This window comes from Rhodococcus sp. NPDC127593, from assembly GCF_042671975.1.
Lineage (GTDB): Bacteria > Actinomycetota > Actinomycetes > Mycobacteriales > Mycobacteriaceae > Rhodococcus_F.
In genome coordinates this window covers 38,298-57,450 of record NZ_JBHXWI010000029.1, presented here as the reverse complement: position 1 = coordinate 57,450, position 19,153 = coordinate 38,298, and the positions used below count along the sequence as shown (strand labels likewise).

The following is a 19,153-nucleotide window of genomic DNA, read 5'->3' as shown; positions in this document are numbered from 1 at the left end:
CTCATTCATGGGCCCTGCGTAAACTGCGCCACAACGATGCAAGGGACATTAGTTCGCATAGTTCGAGTAGTCAACCGAAACTTACAGAGATTCTTAAGGTTTGGGCAATGGCATCGTTAGCCATCGCGACATACGAGCGGTACGCCGTGAACTCCTGGCAGCGCGCCCGACGTGTGTGCGGCGTCGAGTCAAGCCCCGCGTCGAAGACTGCTGCACTGTGCGAATAGGTATATCCGTCAGGAGTGTTCGATCACTCCTCGGATATTCTTCCCGTTAACGAGGTCGTCGAACGCCTGATTGATATCGCCCAGCCGGTACCGGCGGGTAATGAGCTCGTCCAGCAGCAACGCACCACGCTTGTACTGGTCGACGAGCCGCGGAATGTCGGACAGCGGGTTGCAGTTACCGAACATCACGCCTTGGATTCGTTGCTGGAACCCCTTGAGAGACTGCGTATTCATCTCCAGCTGGTTCTCCCCATTACGTCCCGTGGCCACTACAATGATCGAGCCGACCTTTCCGACGATCGAACTCGCCTGGTTCGTGATTTCCACCGTATGGTCCGTGACAGTGATGATCGCGTGGTTCGCGAGCCGTCCCCAGGTTGCCTCCTTGATGTACTCATACGCGTCCTCGTGCGTGGCGAATGTGTGAGTGGCTCCGAACGTCTCGGCCATCTCCCGCTTGAATGGAACCGGATCCACCACGGCCACGATCGATGCCCCCGAACGGGCTGCACCTTGAACCGCGTTGCTGCCGACACCGCCTGACCCGTAGATCACCACGACGTCGCCGGCCCGGACGCCGGCCGCGTAGACGGCGGCACCCCAACCCGTGGGCACACCGCACCCGAGCAGCGCAGCCACATCGAGCGGGAGGGACGAATCCACCTTCACGCACGAGTACTCCGAGATGACGGCACGCTCGGAGAACGTGCCCAGCGCGCAGACCCCGCCGAGATCCTCGGATCGGTGGTGGAACCGGAAGGTCCCGTCGGGCAGCTGCCCCGTCCCGGCGTTCAGGCCCAGGTCGCACAGCGCCTGGTGGCCGGTTGAGCACCAGTGGCAAACCCCGCACACCGGCAGGAAGGAGCACACGACATGGTCGCCCACCGCTACCCGGGTGACGCCGGGCCCCACCTTCTCCACAACGCCGGCTCCCTCGTGGCCCCCGACGAGCGGGAACCGGGCGGGGAAGTCGCCCACCTGGAAATGCCGATCCGATTGGCAGAGTCCCGAGTATGCGAGCCGGATGAGGACTTCACGTTCTTTCGGCTCGTCGAGGTCGAGTTCGACGATCTCCCAGGGCTCTTTGACCCCGCGGACGACCGCAGCTCGTGTCGTGCTCATGGTTGGCTCCTTACTCAGCGGATCTTGGTGAACACCGACTTCTCTTCCAGATAGGGATCGAGGCCGTTCGGCCCGTGTTCCCGGCCCCAACCCGACTGTTTGTATCCCCCCGTCGGCAGGTGGTAGTCGCCCGCGCTGTGCACGTTGATGCCGACCCGGCCCGCACGCAGGCGCCGGGCGACGGCGTGTCCTCTGGCGGCGTCGCCGGTCCAGATGCTCGACGACAGGCCGTAGTCCGTATCGTTGGCCAGCGCGACGGCCTCGTCGACGTCGCTGAACGGCAGAATCGACACCACCGGGCCGAAGATTTCCTCGCGTGCGGGTGCCGCGTCGGGCGAGATCGCCGTCAGCACAGTGGGTTCGATGAAGAATCCGCCGTCGCCGGTCCGTCCACCGCCCACCGTCACCTCTGCGCCGCCAGCACGCGCCGCGTCGACGTAGCCGATCACACGGTCAAGCTGTTTGCCCGAGATCAGCGGACCGATGTCCGCCTCCGGGTCGGCGTAGTAGCCAGGCCGGGTGCGACGAGCGATAGCGGTCACACCTTCCACGACACGGTCGGCCACGCGCTGGTCCACCAGCAGCCGGGACCCGGCCGAACACACCTGTCCCGAGTTGCTGAAGATCGCTGCCGCTGCCGCGGGAATCGTGGTGTCCAGGTCGGCGTCGTCGAGAACGATGAACGGTGATTTTCCGCCCAGCTCCAAGGTGAGCCGCTTGAGGTTGCCCTCGGCTGCGTGGACCAGGCGCTTCCCGACGTCGGTGGACCCGGTGAATGCGATCTTGTCGACGTCGGGGTGGGCAGCCAACGCGGCACCGGCGACGTGGCCGCGACCGGTGACGAGGTTCACCACTCCCGCGGGCACGCCCGCCTCGATCACGAGTTGACCGAGTCGCAGAGCGGTCAGGGACGTCTCCTCGGCCGGTTTGAGCACACCCGAGCACCCGGCCGCCAGCATCGGGGCAAGCTTCCAGGCCGCCATCAGCAGCGGCGCGTTCCAGGGAACGATCATCCCGACGACCCCGATGGGTTCCCGCCGGGTGTAGGCGTGGATGGGCTCGCCGCCGACAAGGACATCCGTCGCCACCCCGTAGTTGTGGTCGGCGAGCCCTGCGTAGTACCGGAGGCAGTTCGCGGAACCGGTCACCATCGCGCCCAGATAGGCGGGCGGCTGGCCCTGATCCACGCACTCCAGGAGGGTCAGCTCGTCGTGGTGCTGTTCGATCAGGTCGGCGATGCGCCAGAGCACCTTCGCCCGTTCCGATCCGGGCCGACTGCGCCAGCGCCCGTCCTCGAAGGCCTCGCGGGCCGCTGCGACGGCGTCGTCGATGTCCGTCTCGTCACCGCCAGCGATCAGGCCGACGGGACGGCCCGTCCCGGGGTCGAGGGTCTCGTAAAGTCCACCGGCCCGGGGGGCCACCCAGTCTCCCCCGATAAGCAGCTTCCCGCCGGCGCTGCCCAACAGCCCGGCTACATCGATATCTGACACGTCCGCTCCCATCTCCGACCTCACCTGTCCGGCACGCGTTGTCACGCGGCCGGGACGGCGACCTCGATGCGGATGATCCGTCCCGGTCGTGCTCGTTCGGACCCGTCCGCCGGAGGCGTCGTGGCGGCCAGGTTCGACATGGCCGCAAAGAGCGAGATGCCATCGGGGCCACCGAGCGCGACGTCGAACACGTCGTCGTCGAACTCGATCACGTCCGTCACCTCACCACCGTCGAGCACCCGACGAGCTTGCTTGACGTGCGGGAACGCGACCCAGAGCCCACCGTCACGGTCCAGTGTCGATCCGTCGGTCATGTCGTCGAACTGGGCGAAGAGTTGCCCCGGCCCCAAGGAGCCGTCGGGCTGGATCGCATACTTGACCACCCTGTGCGCGAAGCTGTCGCAGCAGATCAGGGTGCAGCCGTCCGGGGTGATCTGCATCGTGTTGGGCATCGACAGACCACCGGCTACCTTGCGGATGTTCCCGTCGAGGTCCACGAGCAGGATCCGGCCGGCGCCCTCGAGCCTCTTCTCGTTCGATCCGTGGTCGATGAGGTCGTAGGCTTTGCCGAAGCTGGAGATATAGATTCGGCCGGCGGCGTCGACGACCGTGTCGTTCGACCACGAATCGGCGACGCCGTCGACCTCGATGTCATGGAGCACGTGTATTTCGCCGTCGCGGGAGGTGAGGAGCCGCTCGAATCGTCCACCGACGATCAGCGTGCCTTCGGGCGTCCAGGCAAGACCGATCGGGTACTCTCCCGGAAACGCCAGCCGGCCACGCACGGCGCCGCCAGCGTCGGCGGTGATCACTTCGTGCTCCTCGATGTCGCAGAACCACAGCTCGTCGCCCCGCCACCGCAGTCCCTCGGGGAAGATAAGCCCGTCGATGATGGTGGTGCGCGATTCCTCGTCGACCATGCGGTACTCCTTTTCAAATGCTGCGGAATTGGTCACCGGCGAAGCCTCACCTGTTTGGCGTCTGCGATACCGTCTGCCCCGTCAGCACGGCACGCACCACGGCCAGGTCTCGTTCCATCAGTTCAGCGACCTTCTCGTTCATTGTCCTACTTCATGAATGCTGTGTGATGACCGATTTCAGGGTTGTTTGTTACCGGCAGCCCTCTCTGGGTCCGGCGATATCAACACGGTGGCCGGTCGGAAGAAGAGTGCGAGAGTGCCAGCGCCTCCCGCCAGTCCCACCACGGCTGCGACCGTTCCACCGAGGACTCCGTTCGCTGGGTTCTCCCCGAAGAGCACATGGTCGATGCTGACGGTTCCAGACCCGGCCACCGCGACAACGAAGGCCGACAGCCCCAAGACGAGGTTGTATTCCCACCCGTTTCCGACAATGAAGAAACCGTTGCCGCGGTGCACCGTCCACGCAGCCACGAGCATCAGGGCGATCACCAGCGCCGCGGCGAGCGGTGTCAGCATTCCCAGCACCAGCAGGATTCCCGCTGCCACCTCGGTTGACCCTGCGAGCAGAGCATGGAATCGTCCCGGCTTCATTCCGATGCTCTCGAACCATGCCGCTGTGCCCGGAATCCGCCCACCGCAATAGAATTTCGCGTAGCCATGTGCGGTGATGACAACACCGAGAGTCACCCGGAGAATCATCAGGGCTGTGTCGACGGCGTCCATACTCACCTCGTTTCCACTACGTTTCGGTCGAATCGGTCCCTCGGCTCGCTCACCGTGCGAGGAGCGCGAGCGCCTTCTCGTACTCGTGCACGAGCACTGGGGTGCCAGCCTCGGTCAGGGCCGCAGCCTTTCCTTCCGACAGTGCCGTCTCGTAGGTCTCGACGATCGCTTGTGCGGCTGCGATCTCCTGGTGCCCGGGACTGAAGACGTCGTTGATGATGTCGACGTGTGGCGGGTAGAAGGTCGTCATGGTGGTGAAGCCCATGCGCCGCGAATCCTCGACCCGGTGGCGGATCTCGGTGAGGTCCCGGATGTTCTCGGCGTAGGCGATGTCCGTGACAGCCAATCCGTATGCGGCGCCGGCGAGCACGGTGAGCGACTTGGTCACCAGGAAGATCCGATTGAGCGCACCCCCGGGTTCGTACAGTTCGATGCCCGCATCCAGGCTGATGTCGGCGGGTCCGGACATCAGTCCGATCACGCTCGGATGCGCCGCGATCTCACGGACATTGAGCACGGACTCCGCGGTCTCGATGATCGCGAAGATGTCGGGATCGGCACCGTGTGCACGGAACTCCTCGATTACCTCGTCGACGCATGCGGCAGACCGGATCTTGGGATACGCCACCACATCCGGCTTGGCTGCCGCGAGCGCCTGGACATCATCCTTGCCCCACTGGGTGCTGAGGTGGTTGACGCGCGGCAGCAGCAGCTTCTCACCGTCGAACGCCTTCTCCGTGAGCGAGCGGACGACGCGGTCGCGCGCCTGCTCCTTCCGGTCCGGCGCCACGGAGTCCTCGAGGTCGAGGAAGATCATGTCGGCGGGAATGTTTGCCAGCTTCCCCCACTTGTGGTCGTCCATGATCGGTGTCTCGAGGATGCTCTTGATGGTGCGGTAGTTGTAGCGGCCACGATGTGCAGACATCAGATGACACCTTTCTCGCGGAGGTCGACCAGTTCGGCAGCGTTCCTGCCAAGCCATTCACCGAGGACGAGGTCGTTGTCCTCACCTAAGTGGGCCCCGGTCCGCCACACGGAGCCGGGATGTTGGTGCATGCGCGGTACCACGCCCTGCATCTTGACGGACCCGAGGTCCCGATCCTCGATCGAGATGATGTCCTCGCGCTCGGCATAGATCGGATCTTCGAGGATGTCGGCTGCGGAATAGACCCGCGAACCCACCACCTCCCCATCGGCCATTTCCTTGATGGCGACGTCGGCGGTGCGGGCACTCATCCACTTGTGCAGGAGGGTGTCGAGCCGCTCCTTGCGGGCGGTCTGCTGTTCCACGTTGCGGTAGTCCTCGGCGGGCTCACCGAGCATCTCCGCGATTCTCTGCACGGACCGTGGGGTTCCTGAGGTTACGGTGATCCACACCTCGTCGGCGGTGAGAAAGGTGTTCACCACCGCGGCCGGGGCGACCGCCAGCTGGTTGCCGGCACGACCGGGCACGGTGCCGAGCTGGTCCGCAATGATGACCTGCCATTCAATGAGGCGGAAGAGCGGCTCGAACAACGCGATATCGATCCATTCGCCGGTGAAGTCCGACTCATTTCGTCGCACCAGCGCTGAGGCGATACCGAAGGCACCCATGAGTGCGGTCACGCTGTCGCCGTGGGAGAAACCGGTGTGGATGGGCGGTCCGTCCGGGAAGCCCGTCAGGTGCACGACACCGCTGCGGGCCTCACCGACCTTGCCGAATCCCGGGTCGTTGCGCGCGGAGCTGGTGGCACCGTTGCCGGAGATCTGCAGCATCACGAGCTTCGGATGCTGTGCATGCAGGGTGTTCCAGTCGAAGCCCCACTTCTCGAGGGTCGAGCACCGCATGTTGGTGATGAGCACATCGGCCCACGCGATCAGCTCCCCGGCGAGCTTCCGCCCCTCGGGCTGACGTAGATCCAGGGTCACCGATCGCTTGTTGCGTCCGGATACCTTCCACCACAACCGGACTCCATCCTTTTCCGGACCTTGGAATCGTGCGGTGTCCCCGGTGCCCGGCGCTTCGACATGGACGACTTCCGCGCCGAGATCGGCGAGCAGGGTGCCGGCCAGCGGGCCCGCGATCACGTGGGCCAATTCCACCACTTTGACGCCGGAGAGCACCCCTCCACACGGACCTGGTGCGTTGTTCGTAGTCATGATTGAACTCCTCTCGTAAGTGCAGTGGACGGGCCCTGCGCGTGCCAGCCCATCGAAGACCGAACACGGGGAAGGACTTCCGCTCCGATTAGTTCGATCTGACGCAATACATCGGAGGGGTCGGCCTCGTCGGCGTCGACTCGGATATTGAGCGCGGAAGCACCGGACGTCCTCAGGTCCTCGACGAGTGCCTCGGCAACCGCGCCAGGTCCGCCGCTGATGACGCTGTTCGGCGACGCGGTCAACCACTTCTCTCGGCCCGACGACGCCTCCAACCACAGCCCATGGCGGCGGTCCGCGGTTGCCGAGTCCCCGATGCACACCCGCCTGATCAGGACACAGCTCCGGTTGCCACCCGCCTCCTCGTACTGCCTGATCAGCGATGCAGTCGCTGCTGCGCTGTCGAGTGACATCAACAGCAGACCGACATCGGCGTTCGCTGCCCGACGGGCGCCGAGCGGACCGGCCACACCTACCAGTACGGTCAGGTCTCGAACGCGGGCGTCGGCGATCGCCGCGTCGTCGGTAATCGGGTGCGGCGCGTCTCCGGGGCGTAGGACGCCGGTCAGGGTGTTCAGATGCGACCAGAACCTGGCCGATCGCGTCTCGAACTCGGCACCCAAGGCGTCGAAGTCGCGCTTCTGGTAGCCGGGGACGAAGCCTGCGGCCACACGGCCTGGGTATGCAGCGTCGATCCAGGCGAGATCTTCGGCGACAGTGTAGGGGTTGCGCAGCGGCAGGATGCTCGGTGACGCCGCGGCCCAGCCGTGGGGCATGTCGGCCAGAATCAGGCCGCACAGCAGGATCGGGTTCGGGAAGTACCCGGGGAAGCCGCCATGGTGCTCGCTCAGGGTCAGACCGTCGAAGCCGCAGTCCGCTGCTACGTGGGCCTCACGCCGCAACCGACGTATCGCCTCCGCCGCGGGTCCCGCGCTCGAGTTAAGTCCGATTCCGATGGAACCGGGCCCGAGCGGCAGCCCGGTTCTCATCTGCCACCGTCCAGAATGGATCGGGCCGAGTCGATCAGCGTGGCGATGGTCGGGGGTAGCTGTTCTTGGAAAGGATCGACATGGCGTCCTTCGCGGTGACGGCGCAGGTTGTGGGCCATGACGGCGGCCAGCTTGAACCGACCGAACGCGTGGAACCAGTCGATATCCGCGATGTGGGACGCACCGGCGGAGTAATACGTCTCGAGAAGCTCGTCCGCCGTTGGCATGCCCTCGACTGGTGCACCGACTCCGGGGAACAGGTTTGGGTCGCAGAAGGCCAGGAACCAGCCGAGATCGACGCCGGGAGTCGTCGCGGTCCAGATCTCCCAGTCGATGATGCCGGTGGGGGTAACGCCATCGAAGAGAACGTTGCCCAGTCGGTAGTCGCCGTGGACGAGGACCGAGGCTTCGACGGTGGAGGGCATCGTCGCTCGCAGCGCGTCGGGTAGCGCGGAGATGCCGGGTGCATCGTCTTCATAGGCAGCGGCCGCAACCTTTGCCCACCGGGCGAGTTCGGCCGCGATATCGGGAAGTTCGGAGTCCGTTCCGGCGACCGTGGTGATCGGTTGGCGATGCAGTACGCCGAGCATCCTGGCGGCGGCATCTGCGCGGGCCCTGACGACGTCCTTGTCGAAAACCCGTGTTGAGGAGTTCAGGACGGGCTCGGCGGCTTCGCCGGCGCAGCGTTCCATTACATAGAACGTCCATACCCCCGATCCGCGGGTGAGAACCTGGGGGACGACGAGCCCGTCGACGCCCCCCAGCGCGTCGAGGATGTGGGCCTGCCGCAGGACGTCGTGGCGGCCTTTCGGCTGCCGGCCATGGGGGGCGACCTTGATGACCACCTCGGCGACACCGTCGGTGTCGGTCTTTTTCGCTGCGAGCGTGATACCCGAGTGTCCGCCTTCGAGCACCTCGAGCGAGGAGACGGCTGAGCCGGGCACGTCCTGGGCGAGCGCCTCGTTGATGGCGTCCTCGAGCCCGGGAAATTCCTGCGGTTCCATCAGTAGACCCCGATCAGGTCTGCGGGTTCGCCGCCGACGTGGATGCGTCCACCGTCGATGCGGATGGTCGTTCCGGTGATCCATTCCGCCTCGTCCGACAGCAGGAAGCAGATGGCCGACGCGATGTCGGTGGGCTGCCCCAGCCGGCCGAGCGGGACGAGCCGCTCCTCTTGGGGCCCGCGCTCACCGTCCCACAGGGCACGGGCAAGTTCGGTGCGCACCAGGCCTGGCGAAACAGCGTTCACACGAATGCCTTTCGGGCCCAGCTCTCGCGCGAGGGTGGTGGTCAGACTCGCCAGTGCCGCCTTGCTTGCGGTATAGGGTCCAGTGACCGGATGCACCCGTTCGGCGCCGGTGGTGAGCACGTTGACGACCGCACCGTTCTGCATGCCGGCGGCCACCGCGAGCTGGACGAGGTTCAGCGCCGGCCATGTGTTGGCGAGCATGGTCTTGTGGAACGCATCCTTCGTCACGTCCATCAGCGGCCCGTACGACGCGGACGTGGCCGCGTTGTTGACGATCAGGTCGAGACAACCGAACTCGGAGAGTGCCGCATCGACCAACCCACCGGGCAGGGTCTCCGAGTTGATGCTCCCGGGGACACCGAGCGCACGGCCACCTGCATTCTGTATCTCCTCGACTGCCTCGGCGAGAACCTCGGGCTTCCGGGCGTTCATGACGACGGCGGCGCCGTCGGCGGCCAACCGCTGAGCGACCGATAGGCCGATGCCGCGCGACGCTCCGGTGACAATCGCGACTTTCCCGGCGAACCTCTTGTCCGAGCCGAATTCGGGTGTAGTCATGGGTTTCCTTCGCTGAGATTCCTGAGCGGGACATCCGGGCTGCGTGCCCCGACAAGGGCACGCAGCCGTGCCATCAGCTGATGTCGATTTTGTAGAGCTCGGCGGCGTTGTCCTGCAGGACACGCTTGATCGTGTGTTCCGGAAGCCCGCTCAAGACTCGCGCGAAGTGCTCGCGCGGACCGGGGAACAGGCAGGTCGGGTGCGGAATGTCCGTCTCGACCAGTACATTGTTGATGCCGATGTCCTCGAGCAGCTTCGCCGCGCCGATCTCCTCGAACCAGAACATCGCGAACAGGTGGTCCCGGAAGTACTCGGTGGGCCGGCGCTTCGCAGCGGCGAGTTCGTGATCGTGGGTGACCATCTCGTCGAACTGGAACTCCATCGCCTCGAGGATGAACGGGATCCATCCGATACCCGACTCCGCCGAGACGACCTTCAGGTTCGGGTAACGGTCGAACAGATCGGACATGCACAGGTTGACGATGATCCGCACGTTCGACATGAACATCTGCGTTGCACCCACGGCGAGCTGCCGCTGCTTACCGAACGACCGCCACGCAGGCTTGGCGACCCCGGTGACGTGGGGACCGGCGGTGCCGGAGGCCTTCTGTCCGATGTTGCCGCGCATGGCTTCCAAGTCTTCGCGGCGCGCACCCGCACCGATGTGGAAGTTGGGCACCGCACCGGTCTGGTTGAACAGGTCCCACATCGGATCGAAGTAGGACTCGGGCAGCTCGGGCAGCCCGATCAGCTCCGGCTTGTCGGACAGGGTGAAGCCGCGCATCCCCTTGTCGATCAGACGGGTCATCTCCTTGATCGTCAGGTCCATGTCCCAGATCGGTAGAAGAGCCTGCGGGAACAGGCGACCGTTGGACTCGATCTGTGTCTCCATGAGGAAGTCGTTGTAGACCTGCAGGACGGTTGTGCGCTCGACCTCATCCTCGATTGCGAAGACGTGGTTAGATGCGAAGCCGATGCCGTTCGGGTAGAGGATCTGCGCGTGGATGCCCTGGTCATCCATCAACGCGAGGCGTTCCTTGGTGTCCCACGACGAAATATCGATGTTCGAAAATGGTTGCACGACATGAGCGCCGAGAACCTTCTCGCGTCCGGTCGAGATCGTGTTGCCGCCCGTGCTTGCCCATACCTCGTCGTGCAGGTACCACGCGGTGATGCCGTCGATGGTCTTCTGGACCGGCACGCGGCCCTGCATCGCAGCAGGCACGCGGGAGGTCCACAGGTCGGCGGGCTCGGTCAGGTGCGCGTCGCAGTCGATGATCTTCACATCACGCAGTGCATCGGGGACGTGAGTCTCGGGCAGTGTTGCAGTCATGTCGTTCCAATCTGTAGATGGAAAGGTGGGGCTCACGAAATCCGGCGGCGGAAGGCGAAAGTGCTCCGGTCGGGGTGGTACTCGAATACGGCGACCTCGATCTCGTCGCCGACGATGACGTCACCGTCGACCAGTCCGATGACGCGGATTCCCTCCGCGAAATCAGTGACGCCGACGTTGTAGGGCGGCTCGATGAGCGCTCCGGGCGGCGGGGCGGTCACCTCGGTCAGGGCCGACAGCCGACCACGGGAGAGGCGCGTCTCGTGTATTACGCCGCCACATGCCGGGCATTCGGTGACCGTTGGGAAGTGGGTGCGGCTACAGGCGTCGCACGTCGACGCGAGTAGGGACGTGATCTCACCCACCGACGCGGGGACGTACCGCTGGTCTGCGGTAGGAGTAGTCGGGGTCATCGTTGCACCACCACTACGCAGGCGTTGTGTCCGGCGCCCATCACGTGCGCCATGCCGATTTTGGCGTCTTCGACCTGGCGTGCACCGGCGGTGCCGCGCAGCTGGGTAACGAGCTCGTGGATCTGCCCGAGACCCGATGCGCCGAGCGGTTCACCCTTGGACAACAAACCTCCGGACACGTTCACCGGTATGCTACCTCCGAGAGTCGTAGCGCCGGAGCGTAATAGCTCCGCTTCTTCGCCCTTCTTGCACAAGCCCAGATCTCGGTAGGCGATGAGTTCGGATGCGGCGTCCGTGTCCTGGCACTCCACCACGTCGATGTCGTCGACGCCGACGCCCGCCTGGGTCAGAGCTGCCTCTGCCGCGCGGGCAGTGATGCTGGTCAGGTCGGACTGAAGGGACGGTGCCGGAACGAACCAATCATCGGCACCTCGCGACACGAGGCCGATCCCACTGATTCGAATGGAGTTGTCGAGTCCACGCCGTGCTGCCTCCTCCTTGTGCATCAGCACCACGGCCGCAGCACCCTCGTTGGGTGTGCACAACATGAGAAGGGTTAGTGGGTCGCACACCGGTCGGCTTGCGAGAACTTCCTCGCGAGTAATCTCTCTGCGGTACATCGCGTTCGGGTTGTGCACTGCGTGCTTGTGGTTCTTCACCGCCACATCGGCGAGATCCTCGACGGTGACATCCTTGTCCCGCATCAGGTCCTGAGCCTGGAACGAGAAGTACAGCGGATTGACCCCGAGGCCCGACTCGACCTGCCAGCTCTCGAACCCGGCACCCGCGACGAACCCGCGAGGAGCCTTTTCGACACCCACGCACAGGACCGTCCTCGCGGCGCCCGACTCGATCAGGGACGCACCGAGAGACAGCGCCGAACCACCCGATGCACACGCAGCTTCCACGTTGATGATCGGCTTCCCGATGTACCGCACGCGATTGACGATGTTGTGTCCCTTGGCCATCTCGGCACCGACGTTGGCCACGAGGACCATGTCGACGTCCTCCGGCTGGAGAGCCGCGTCGGCGAGACAGTCCCGCATTGCGACTTCGCCGATCTGTCGGTACCCGTGGTCGAAACGACCGAAGGGATGAATACCGACACCAACGATTGCTACGTCTTTCATCGCCCGCTCCTTTCCGTGTAGTTCGTGGTCCGTGTAGTTCGCGATCACAGTGTGGCCAGTCGCGGCGCGTCCGAGCGGCCGACCAGAATGTCGCCGATCTCGTCGATGACCTGATCGGAGTCGCCGAAAAGTGCCTCGACGACGGTGATTCGACGCACCAGCTCGTGCAGGCCGAACTCCCACGTGAACCCCATTGCCCCGCAGAACTGCTGGGCTGCATCGACCGCTTCGCGGGCGGCTCGCCCGGCCCAGGCCTTCGCCGCCAGCGCTGCGAGCAGGTCACCCGAACCGCGCGTCGATTCGACAACGGCCTTCGCGGCCGCCAGGGCCGTGTTGGCGTCGACCAGCCGATGCTGGACCACCTGAAAGGCGCCGATCGCCTTGCCAAACTGCTTGCGTTCGGTGACGTGCTCGACGGCCCGGCTCAGGGCACGTTCGGCAAGACCGATCAGCTCGTGGGCAACAGCGCGCAAGGCCCGTACTTCGACTTCGTCCCACCGCAACCCGTCCACCGGGGTGCAGGAGCGCAACGACACGGTGCCGATTACGGTGTACAGGCCCAGTTCCGGATCGATCCCGTTCGCGGGCGTGGTGGTCACGGCGTCGGAGGAGACGAGCACGGCACCCTCTGCGGTGTGCACCAGGTACGGACCTGCCTTGTGCGGGTTGATCGCGAGGCCGTCGACCGCGATGTCGCCCTGCCGTAGTCCGGGCGCTGTGTGTGTGCCCAGTAGGGGCAGCACCGCCGTCCACGACGTGTCGAACGCGGAGCCGCTGACGATCAACGACAGCAGGGTCGAGGTCGCGCCCGCGCGCCCTTGAAGCGTCATCAGCGCACCGACGAGCTCGTCGTCGGAGTGCAGTTCCTCCTCGAGACCCGCGCCCACTAGTTCGTCGACCAACGCGTACCTGTTGGGCTGCTCGAACAGCCGAGCGGCGGTTTCGGTGATCAACTCGAGTTCGTCGGCGTTCATGACGACCGTCCTGCGGGCAGGCGCAGCACGTGCTGCGCAACGATGTCGCGTTGCACGTCGACGGCGCCACCGAAGATCGAGGCGGCGCGGCTGTAGAACCATTCGTCGCGTAATCTCGTCGATTCGAGGTCGTCGCTGACGACAAACTCCTCGAACTGCGCCTTGCGGGCCGCGTCGAACGTCGCGCGCTCCGCGGACGACAGCAGCATCTTGTCCACCGACACCACCGGGCCCGGATTGCGTCCCTCCGCGAGGGCAGCCACGGTTGTGGCGCAGCGGGCACGAAGCGCAGCCAGCAGGACGTAGGCTTCGCCCACCGCCCGCGAGGGCCGGGTGTCCCCCGGGCGCACTCTGCCCGCGACGGTGGCGAGTCGGTGATGCAGGATCGACTGGCGCAGCCACGCGTACATTCCGCGCTCGTACTGCAGCAGGAACATCGCGACGCCCCAGCCGCCGTCCTGCGGACCCACCCGGTGCTCAGCGAGGACGTGGACATCTTCGAAAAACACTTCCGCGAATTCTTCGCGGCCGTTCGCCGCGACGATGGGACTCACCGTGACGCCGTCCGATGCAAGGTCCACCCACAACATCGTCAGGCCGCGGTGGCGACTCTCGGGGGTGCCCGTCCGGGCGAGGACCATCGCGTAGTCCGCACAGGGACCGAGGGTCATCCAGGTCTTCTGCCCGTTGAGCAGGACGCCGTCGTCTGTTACGCGCGCGGAGGTGCGGACCGACGCGAGGTCGCTGCCGGCCTCGGGTTCAGAGAATCCTTGTCCCCACACCTCTTCGCCGCGCAGATAAGCCGGGAGATGTTCGGCTGCGAGCTCGGGCGAGTAGTGCGCCAGCACCGGCGCGACGGTCTCGAGGATGACGAAGACCTCGGGAATCTCCACCCCGGCGGCGCCCAGCCCGTCGTAGAGCGCCGCACGGTGTAGCTCGGAACCGCCCAGGCCGCCGATCTCCTCGGGCCAACCCCACCGCGACCAGCCGGCCTCGTAAAGCAGGGCCATCAGTTCGCGGGCGTGCTCGACCGCGCCGCGCACCCCGCCTTCCACCGGGCGGCGAAACTTGTCGAGCCGGGCACTATTCTCATCGATCCACGCGGTTAGAACAATGGTGTACTCGGCGATGGTCCGAGTTGCTGTCGACGTCATCTCTGTGCCCGTTCGTGTACCTGGACAGCCGTCTGCAGTTCCTGCAGCGCGTTGATCGCGCCGGGGAAGCCGACGTAGACGACAAGCATCCGCAGGGCGGACTGGAGCTTGTCGGCGGGGATCCCGCCCTGTAGCCCGCCGTGGAGGTAGTTGCGCAGCTGGTTGGTGCGCCCGGTCGCGGCCAGGGCGGTGATCGCGATGAGCATGCGCTCCTCGAAGGACATCTCGTCGCCGTCCCAGACGTCACCGAAGATGAACTCGTCGGACCACTCGCCGAGTTTGCCGTCGAGTTCGATGAGGGCTTGCTGCAACAGCGGGGCCTTACGTCCTTGTGCGCGTTCGCGCAGCGCGCGGCCGGTATCGGTGGCCATCGTCATCTCCCGTGCTTCACGAGGGTGGACGCGTACTTCTTGCGCGCCTGTTCCGTCAGGGTGGGAATGTGCTGGGTCGGAAAGACTCCGTCGGTCGGCTTATACTGCGTGAGGAGTTGCTTCGCGACCCCCAGGGTGTGGATCTCGCTGGGGCCGTCGGCGAGGCCCACGTGGAGGCCGTTGATGAGCATGCTGACAAATGGCATCTCTTCCGACAGGCCCAGTGAGCCGTGGATCTGAAGTGCCTTAGTTGCGACGTCGGATAGCACCTTGGAGGCAACGACTTTCACAGCCGAGATATCCATCCGGACTTTGTTGTAGTCGTTGTAACGGTCGATCTTCCACGCGGTCTGGAGCACGAGGAGTCGGAACTGCTCGATCTCCATCCACGCCTCCGCGATCATCTGCTGCACAAGCTGTTTCTGCGCGAGCTGTTCGCCCTGTGTGAACCGGGACAGTGCCCGCTCGCACATCATGTCCAGGGCCAGCTTCATGTGGCCGACGCTGCGCATCGCGTGATGGACGCGACCGCCGCCGAGCCGGGTCTGAGCGACGGCAAAGCCCTGCCCACGGTCACCGAGCAGAGCATCCTTCGGTACCCGAACATTGTTGTATCGGATGTAACTGTGGTCGCCGCCACCGTCGCCCTCGACCCAGCCCGCGACCTGGACATGGCGTACGAACTCGACACCCGGAGTGTTCACCGGCACGACGAACATCGACATCCGCTTCGAGATGTGAGCCTTAGGTTCGGTCACCGCAAGCACGAGAAGGATCTCTGCCCAGCGCGCGTTCGAGGAGAACCACTTCTCACCGCTAATGACCCACGAATCGTCGTCCTCGACAGCGGTGGTGGTGAACACCTTCGGGTCGGATCCACCCTGCGGCTCGGTCATCGAGAAGGCCGAGAACGTCGTGCCGTCGATCAGTGGCTTCAGATAACGGTCCTTTTGCTCCGAAGTGCCGTAGTGCGCGAGGATCTCAGCGTTGCCCGTGTCGGGCGCGGCGGTACCGAACACGATCGGGCCGACCGTCGGCCCTGGGCCACTGCGACCGAGTATCTCGTTCAGGAGTGCAAGCTTCAGCTGGCCGTACCCGGGTCCACCCAGCTCCGGACCCAAGTGGCACGCCCACAATCCCTGTCGGCGCACCTCCTCCTGCAGCGGGGAGATCAACTCCTGCCGAACAGGATCGGTCAAGTCGAGTGGGTGCTTGATGACGTACTGTAACGGTTCGACTTCGTTGGTCATGAATTCGTCGGCCCAGTCGAGCTTCTGCTGGAATTCTGGGTCCGTTTCGAAATCCCACATACTTATCAAGCTCCTCGGAATGGGGAGAGGTGCGGATTCTCGTGAAGGTGGTGTATCGCCGACGCGAATCGAGCGGCCGTACGCGAAGCGAACATTCACTGTAACAGTAGAATAGTTCGCATAGTTCGAATAATCAAGGGTGGCTTATGCTTCGGTCTCACGAAGTCATCCGGCGCCCAGACACAGACGACCACCGTTCACCGTCGTTCACAAAAGAGAGGCCGGTCGAACGGTGGTCGCCACGCCACGCGAGAGACGTGGACTACAGACCGATCAAGCCCAGCAGGCGGCTCTTGTCTGCGATTGCAGAGGCAGTATCGGCCCGCGTGTAACCCTCGGGCATCGGAACGGAGTCAGGAATGTCCGGCAACGGAGATGCCGCATATCCCCTGTTGAGAACCTCCTGCCCCGCACGGGTCAGCAGATAGTTGACGAAGAGCTTGGCTGCGTTGGGATGCGGGCCGTCGGCCGAAGCAGCGACGTAACCTTCGATGCCCACCGTCGGTTCCGGATAGACAGTCGCAACCGGTGCGCCCTCGTTCTGCAGAGCAAGCGAGCCGGACAATGCAGCCGGCGCCATCAGCACAGACTCTTGCGCGGCAACCTGCTGAGCCGCGGGAACCGCACTGTCGAGCCGCGTGGGAGACTGCTGAGCAATGGACTTCAGGAACCCTGTTCCGTAGTTGTCCTCGAGCATCCGTAGCCACGCCAGGTAGTACGGATTGTTCGTCGGGTCGACCATCGCAAACCGGTTCGCCGCCCGCTCGTCGAGCAGCGAATCCCACGACGTCACCTTCGCTGGATCGAATTCGTCTGTGTTGACAGTGATTCCGATCGGCTGCGTGTTGACCATGACGTAGTGGTTGTCCGGGATGAATTCGTCGGGCCACTGCGCCAACGCAGGAACCTCCGACTCGTTGAGATCGGCGAACCAGCCCTTGTCTTTCGCATCGTCGAAGAAAGCGGTCTCGGGAACGTGGAGAACGTCCGCGACTACCTTTCCTGCTTCTCGCTCGGCGTTGTAGCGCTGGATGAGGGTGTTTCCGGGGAACCGTACGACGTCGACCTTGATTCCGTAGGCCTTTTCGAAGCCGACCAGCACGTCGCCGATGGCGAACTCGGGAATGGGGGTGTACCACACCACGGTCCCTTCAGCCTGAGCTGCAGCCAAGATGCTGGATTCGGGCAGGCCGGCGTCGGGTGTCGGGATGACGCCTCGAGTTTCCGATTCGCCACCTCCGCAGGCCGCCAGTGTCAGTGCGCCGACGGCGAACACCGCGCACGCTTTCGTTCTCACAGACAGATGCATGAGTTCTTCCTTTTCAGATATATGGAGCGAGGACGAGCGATGGGCCCGCCTACTTGACCAACCGAATCCTGTCGCGCATCCACATGACCGCCAGAACAACCGAGCTGGCAACGACCGTCATGAGCACACCCAGCGCGGCCAACCGCGGGTAGGTGCCACTGGTCCACAGGTCGAGGATGACGAATCCGACTACTGGAGTGTGGGTTCCGGCCAGCATCGATGATGCTGTGATATCCCCGGTGATCAGAACGAACAGAAGCGACCATCCAGCGATCAGGCTCGGCGCCATCAACGGCAGAAGCACACGTCGGAATGTGGTCCCACCTGCTGCACCGGACGTCGCGGAGGCTTCCGCCAATTGACGCCCCACCTGGTGATATGCCGCAGACGAGTAGAAGGCCGCCTGGGGGATGTACAGGACGATGTAAGCCAGCAGCAGGATCGCGTAGGTGCCGATCAAGTAGAACGGCGCACCCGCAAACGCAACCACGAACGCTACCGCGAGGATGATGTGGGTGAGCGTGGCCGGAATCTTGACGACCCCGTCGAGCACTTGCGTGAGCTTCGATCGTCGCGACTCGACGGCCATTGTGATGAGCGCACCGGCAACGATCGCGACTGTGGCTCCCGCCAGGGCCAACAGCACGCTGTTTTTCAATCCGCCCCATACCAGTGTGTTTTCGAACAGCGACTGATAATTGGCGAGGGTGAGGTCTGCGAAGGAGAAGTCGGCCGTCCAGTACCGCTGGAGCGAGACTGCAACGAGGCCGGCCAGCGGAAGTACCGCAGTCAGCGCCATGAAGCCCAACATCGCGATACGGACCGGAAGTCGCCAGCGGCCGAGTTGTAGTGCCGCCGAACGCGCACCCCTCCCGGAGATCGTCGCATAGTTACCCGAACGCACCAATCGCCTCTGGAGCAACCAGCATAGAGATACCACCGCCACGATGACCAAGCTGAGGCCGAGAGCACCAGCCTTGTTGCTCGGATACTCCTGGGCCACCATGTGAACGATCTCCACTGGCAGAACATCGATGCCTGCAGGAGTGCCGATTACGAGCGGGATCGAGAACAAGGCGAATCCCATTGTCGCAATCAACAGGACGCTCGCGCCCAGCGAGGGACGCAGACTGGGAAGCGTCACCCGCCTGAATGTTGTGAACGCCCCCGCACCCGACGAGCGTGACGCCTCTTCCAGAGCAGGATCGAGTGACTGCAGGCCACTGCTGATAGTCAGATACGCGTACGGCGTCAAGAACAAGAAATATGCGAATATCAAACCTGGCCACGAGTGGATATTGAGCGGGCCCTCGGTCATATCGACGCCGACCAGGCCCAACGCATCTCGGATGAGCACATTCAACAGTCCGGCATTGCTCGATGCCAGGAATACCCAGCCCACCGCAGCGGCGATCGACGGGATGAACATCGGGATCAGGGGTAAGGATTTCGCGGCGAATCCGAGCCGCGCATCTGTTCTCTCATTCACCCAGGCGAACAAAGCCCCGGCCGCAAGAGCAAAGATGCCGGCGACTCCGACAGCGACCACGGTGTTGACCGTCATTGTCAAGGTGTGCGGCTGCCAGAACGTGGACCACATCGCCCCCCACTGGGAAGCTTCCGATCCGACGCCCAGCAGTCCCAGAAGGGTGCGCGCCAAGGGATACAGAATCAGAAAGGCCACTACGGCCGCGACAGCCCAGCACAGCCCTCGGAACGAGAACACGGCCGGCGCTCTGCGA

18 protein-coding genes are annotated in these 19,153 nt (G+C 64.3%); all 18 read right to left on the bottom strand.

The genetic code is table 11. From position 1 onward, the window contains the following. Positions 1 to 236 precede the first annotated feature (236 nt). Positions 237 to 1,349 (bottom strand): NDMA-dependent alcohol dehydrogenase, encoded by a 1,113-nt coding sequence (locus tag ACFVJ3_RS26110; protein ID WP_378454806.1) that lies wholly within the window; start codon positions 1,347 to 1,349, stop codon positions 237 to 239. Positions 1,350 to 1,363: 14 nt separating this feature from the next. After that, the gene (locus ACFVJ3_RS26105) at positions 1,364 to 2,839 is read right to left on the bottom strand and encodes an aldehyde dehydrogenase family protein (RefSeq protein WP_378454805.1); all 1,476 of its coding nucleotides are present in this window, start codon (positions 2,837 to 2,839) and stop codon (positions 1,364 to 1,366) included. A 41-nt stretch (positions 2,840 to 2,880) separates the two neighbouring features. Further along, positions 2,881 to 3,759, bottom strand: coding sequence for an SMP-30/gluconolactonase/LRE family protein (locus tag ACFVJ3_RS26100; protein WP_378454804.1), 879 nt, complete (start codon positions 3,757 to 3,759; stop codon positions 2,881 to 2,883). 177 nt (positions 3,760 to 3,936) lie between these two features. Beyond that, a complete protein-coding gene (locus ACFVJ3_RS26095) occupies positions 3,937 to 4,482 on the bottom strand; it encodes a DoxX family protein (RefSeq protein WP_378454803.1) in 546 nt (181 codons plus the stop codon). A 49-nt stretch (positions 4,483 to 4,531) separates the two neighbouring features. Further along, the gene (locus tag ACFVJ3_RS26090) at positions 4,532 to 5,407 is read right to left on the bottom strand and encodes an HpcH/HpaI aldolase/citrate lyase family protein (RefSeq protein ID WP_378454802.1); all 876 of its coding nucleotides are present in this window, start codon (positions 5,405 to 5,407) and stop codon (positions 4,532 to 4,534) included. Further along, positions 5,407 to 6,621: a CaiB/BaiF CoA transferase family protein gene (locus ACFVJ3_RS26085; protein ID WP_378454801.1), complete on the bottom strand. Its 1,215-nt coding sequence runs from the start codon at positions 6,619 to 6,621 to the stop codon at positions 5,407 to 5,409. Before ACFVJ3_RS26085 ends, ACFVJ3_RS26090 begins: the two co-directional genes overlap by 1 nt. Further along, positions 6,618 to 7,610: an LLM class flavin-dependent oxidoreductase gene (locus ACFVJ3_RS26080; RefSeq protein ID WP_378454800.1), complete on the bottom strand. Its 993-nt coding sequence runs from the start codon at positions 7,608 to 7,610 to the stop codon at positions 6,618 to 6,620. The genes ACFVJ3_RS26085 and ACFVJ3_RS26080 overlap by 4 nt, the downstream gene beginning before the upstream one ends. Further along, positions 7,607 to 8,614, bottom strand: coding sequence for a phosphotransferase family protein (locus ACFVJ3_RS26075; RefSeq protein WP_378454799.1), 1,008 nt, complete (start codon positions 8,612 to 8,614; stop codon positions 7,607 to 7,609). The genes ACFVJ3_RS26080 and ACFVJ3_RS26075 overlap by 4 nt, the downstream gene beginning before the upstream one ends. Then, entirely contained in the window at positions 8,614 to 9,417 is an 804-nt protein-coding gene (locus tag ACFVJ3_RS26070; RefSeq protein WP_378454798.1) for an SDR family oxidoreductase, read from the bottom strand. Before ACFVJ3_RS26070 ends, ACFVJ3_RS26075 begins: the two co-directional genes overlap by 1 nt. Positions 9,418 to 9,490: 73 nt before the next feature. Next, positions 9,491 to 10,750, bottom strand: coding sequence for an amidohydrolase family protein (locus ACFVJ3_RS26065; RefSeq protein WP_378454797.1), 1,260 nt, complete (start codon positions 10,748 to 10,750; stop codon positions 9,491 to 9,493). 32 nt (positions 10,751 to 10,782) lie between these two features. Then, the gene (locus ACFVJ3_RS26060) at positions 10,783 to 11,163 is read right to left on the bottom strand and encodes a Zn-ribbon domain-containing OB-fold protein (protein ID WP_378454796.1); all 381 of its coding nucleotides are present in this window, start codon (positions 11,161 to 11,163) and stop codon (positions 10,783 to 10,785) included. After that, on the bottom strand, positions 11,160 to 12,293 hold the full coding sequence (locus tag ACFVJ3_RS26055; RefSeq protein ID WP_378454795.1) for a thiolase family protein: 1,134 nt from the start codon (positions 12,291 to 12,293) through the stop codon (positions 11,160 to 11,162). Before ACFVJ3_RS26055 ends, ACFVJ3_RS26060 begins: the two co-directional genes overlap by 4 nt. A 44-nt stretch (positions 12,294 to 12,337) precedes the next feature. Then, a complete protein-coding gene (locus tag ACFVJ3_RS26050) occupies positions 12,338 to 13,267 on the bottom strand; it encodes an acyl-CoA dehydrogenase family protein (RefSeq protein WP_378454794.1) in 930 nt (309 codons plus the stop codon). Next, positions 13,264 to 14,421 carry an acyl-CoA dehydrogenase family protein gene (locus ACFVJ3_RS26045; RefSeq protein ID WP_378454793.1) on the bottom strand — a complete coding sequence of 386 codons (1,158 nt, stop codon included), beginning with the start codon at positions 14,419 to 14,421 and terminating at the stop codon, positions 13,264 to 13,266. The genes ACFVJ3_RS26050 and ACFVJ3_RS26045 overlap by 4 nt, the downstream gene beginning before the upstream one ends. After that, complete coding sequence (locus ACFVJ3_RS26040) at positions 14,418 to 14,792, bottom strand: carboxymuconolactone decarboxylase family protein (RefSeq protein WP_378454792.1); 375 nt, start codon at positions 14,790 to 14,792, stop codon at positions 14,418 to 14,420. Before ACFVJ3_RS26040 ends, ACFVJ3_RS26045 begins: the two co-directional genes overlap by 4 nt. 2 nt (positions 14,793 to 14,794) lie before the next feature. Continuing rightward, entirely contained in the window at positions 14,795 to 16,102 is a 1,308-nt protein-coding gene (locus ACFVJ3_RS26035; protein WP_378454791.1) for an acyl-CoA dehydrogenase family protein, read from the bottom strand. Between the two features lie 262 nt (positions 16,103 to 16,364). Next, complete coding sequence (locus ACFVJ3_RS26030; RefSeq protein ID WP_378454790.1) at positions 16,365 to 17,411, bottom strand: ABC transporter substrate-binding protein; 1,047 nt, start codon at positions 17,409 to 17,411, stop codon at positions 16,365 to 16,367. Between the two features lie 49 nt (positions 17,412 to 17,460). Next, positions 17,461 to 18,912, bottom strand: a complete 1,452-nt coding sequence (locus ACFVJ3_RS26025) for an ABC transporter permease (protein ID WP_378454789.1) — start codon at positions 18,910 to 18,912, stop codon at positions 17,461 to 17,463. Positions 18,913 to 19,153 lie beyond the last annotated feature (241 nt).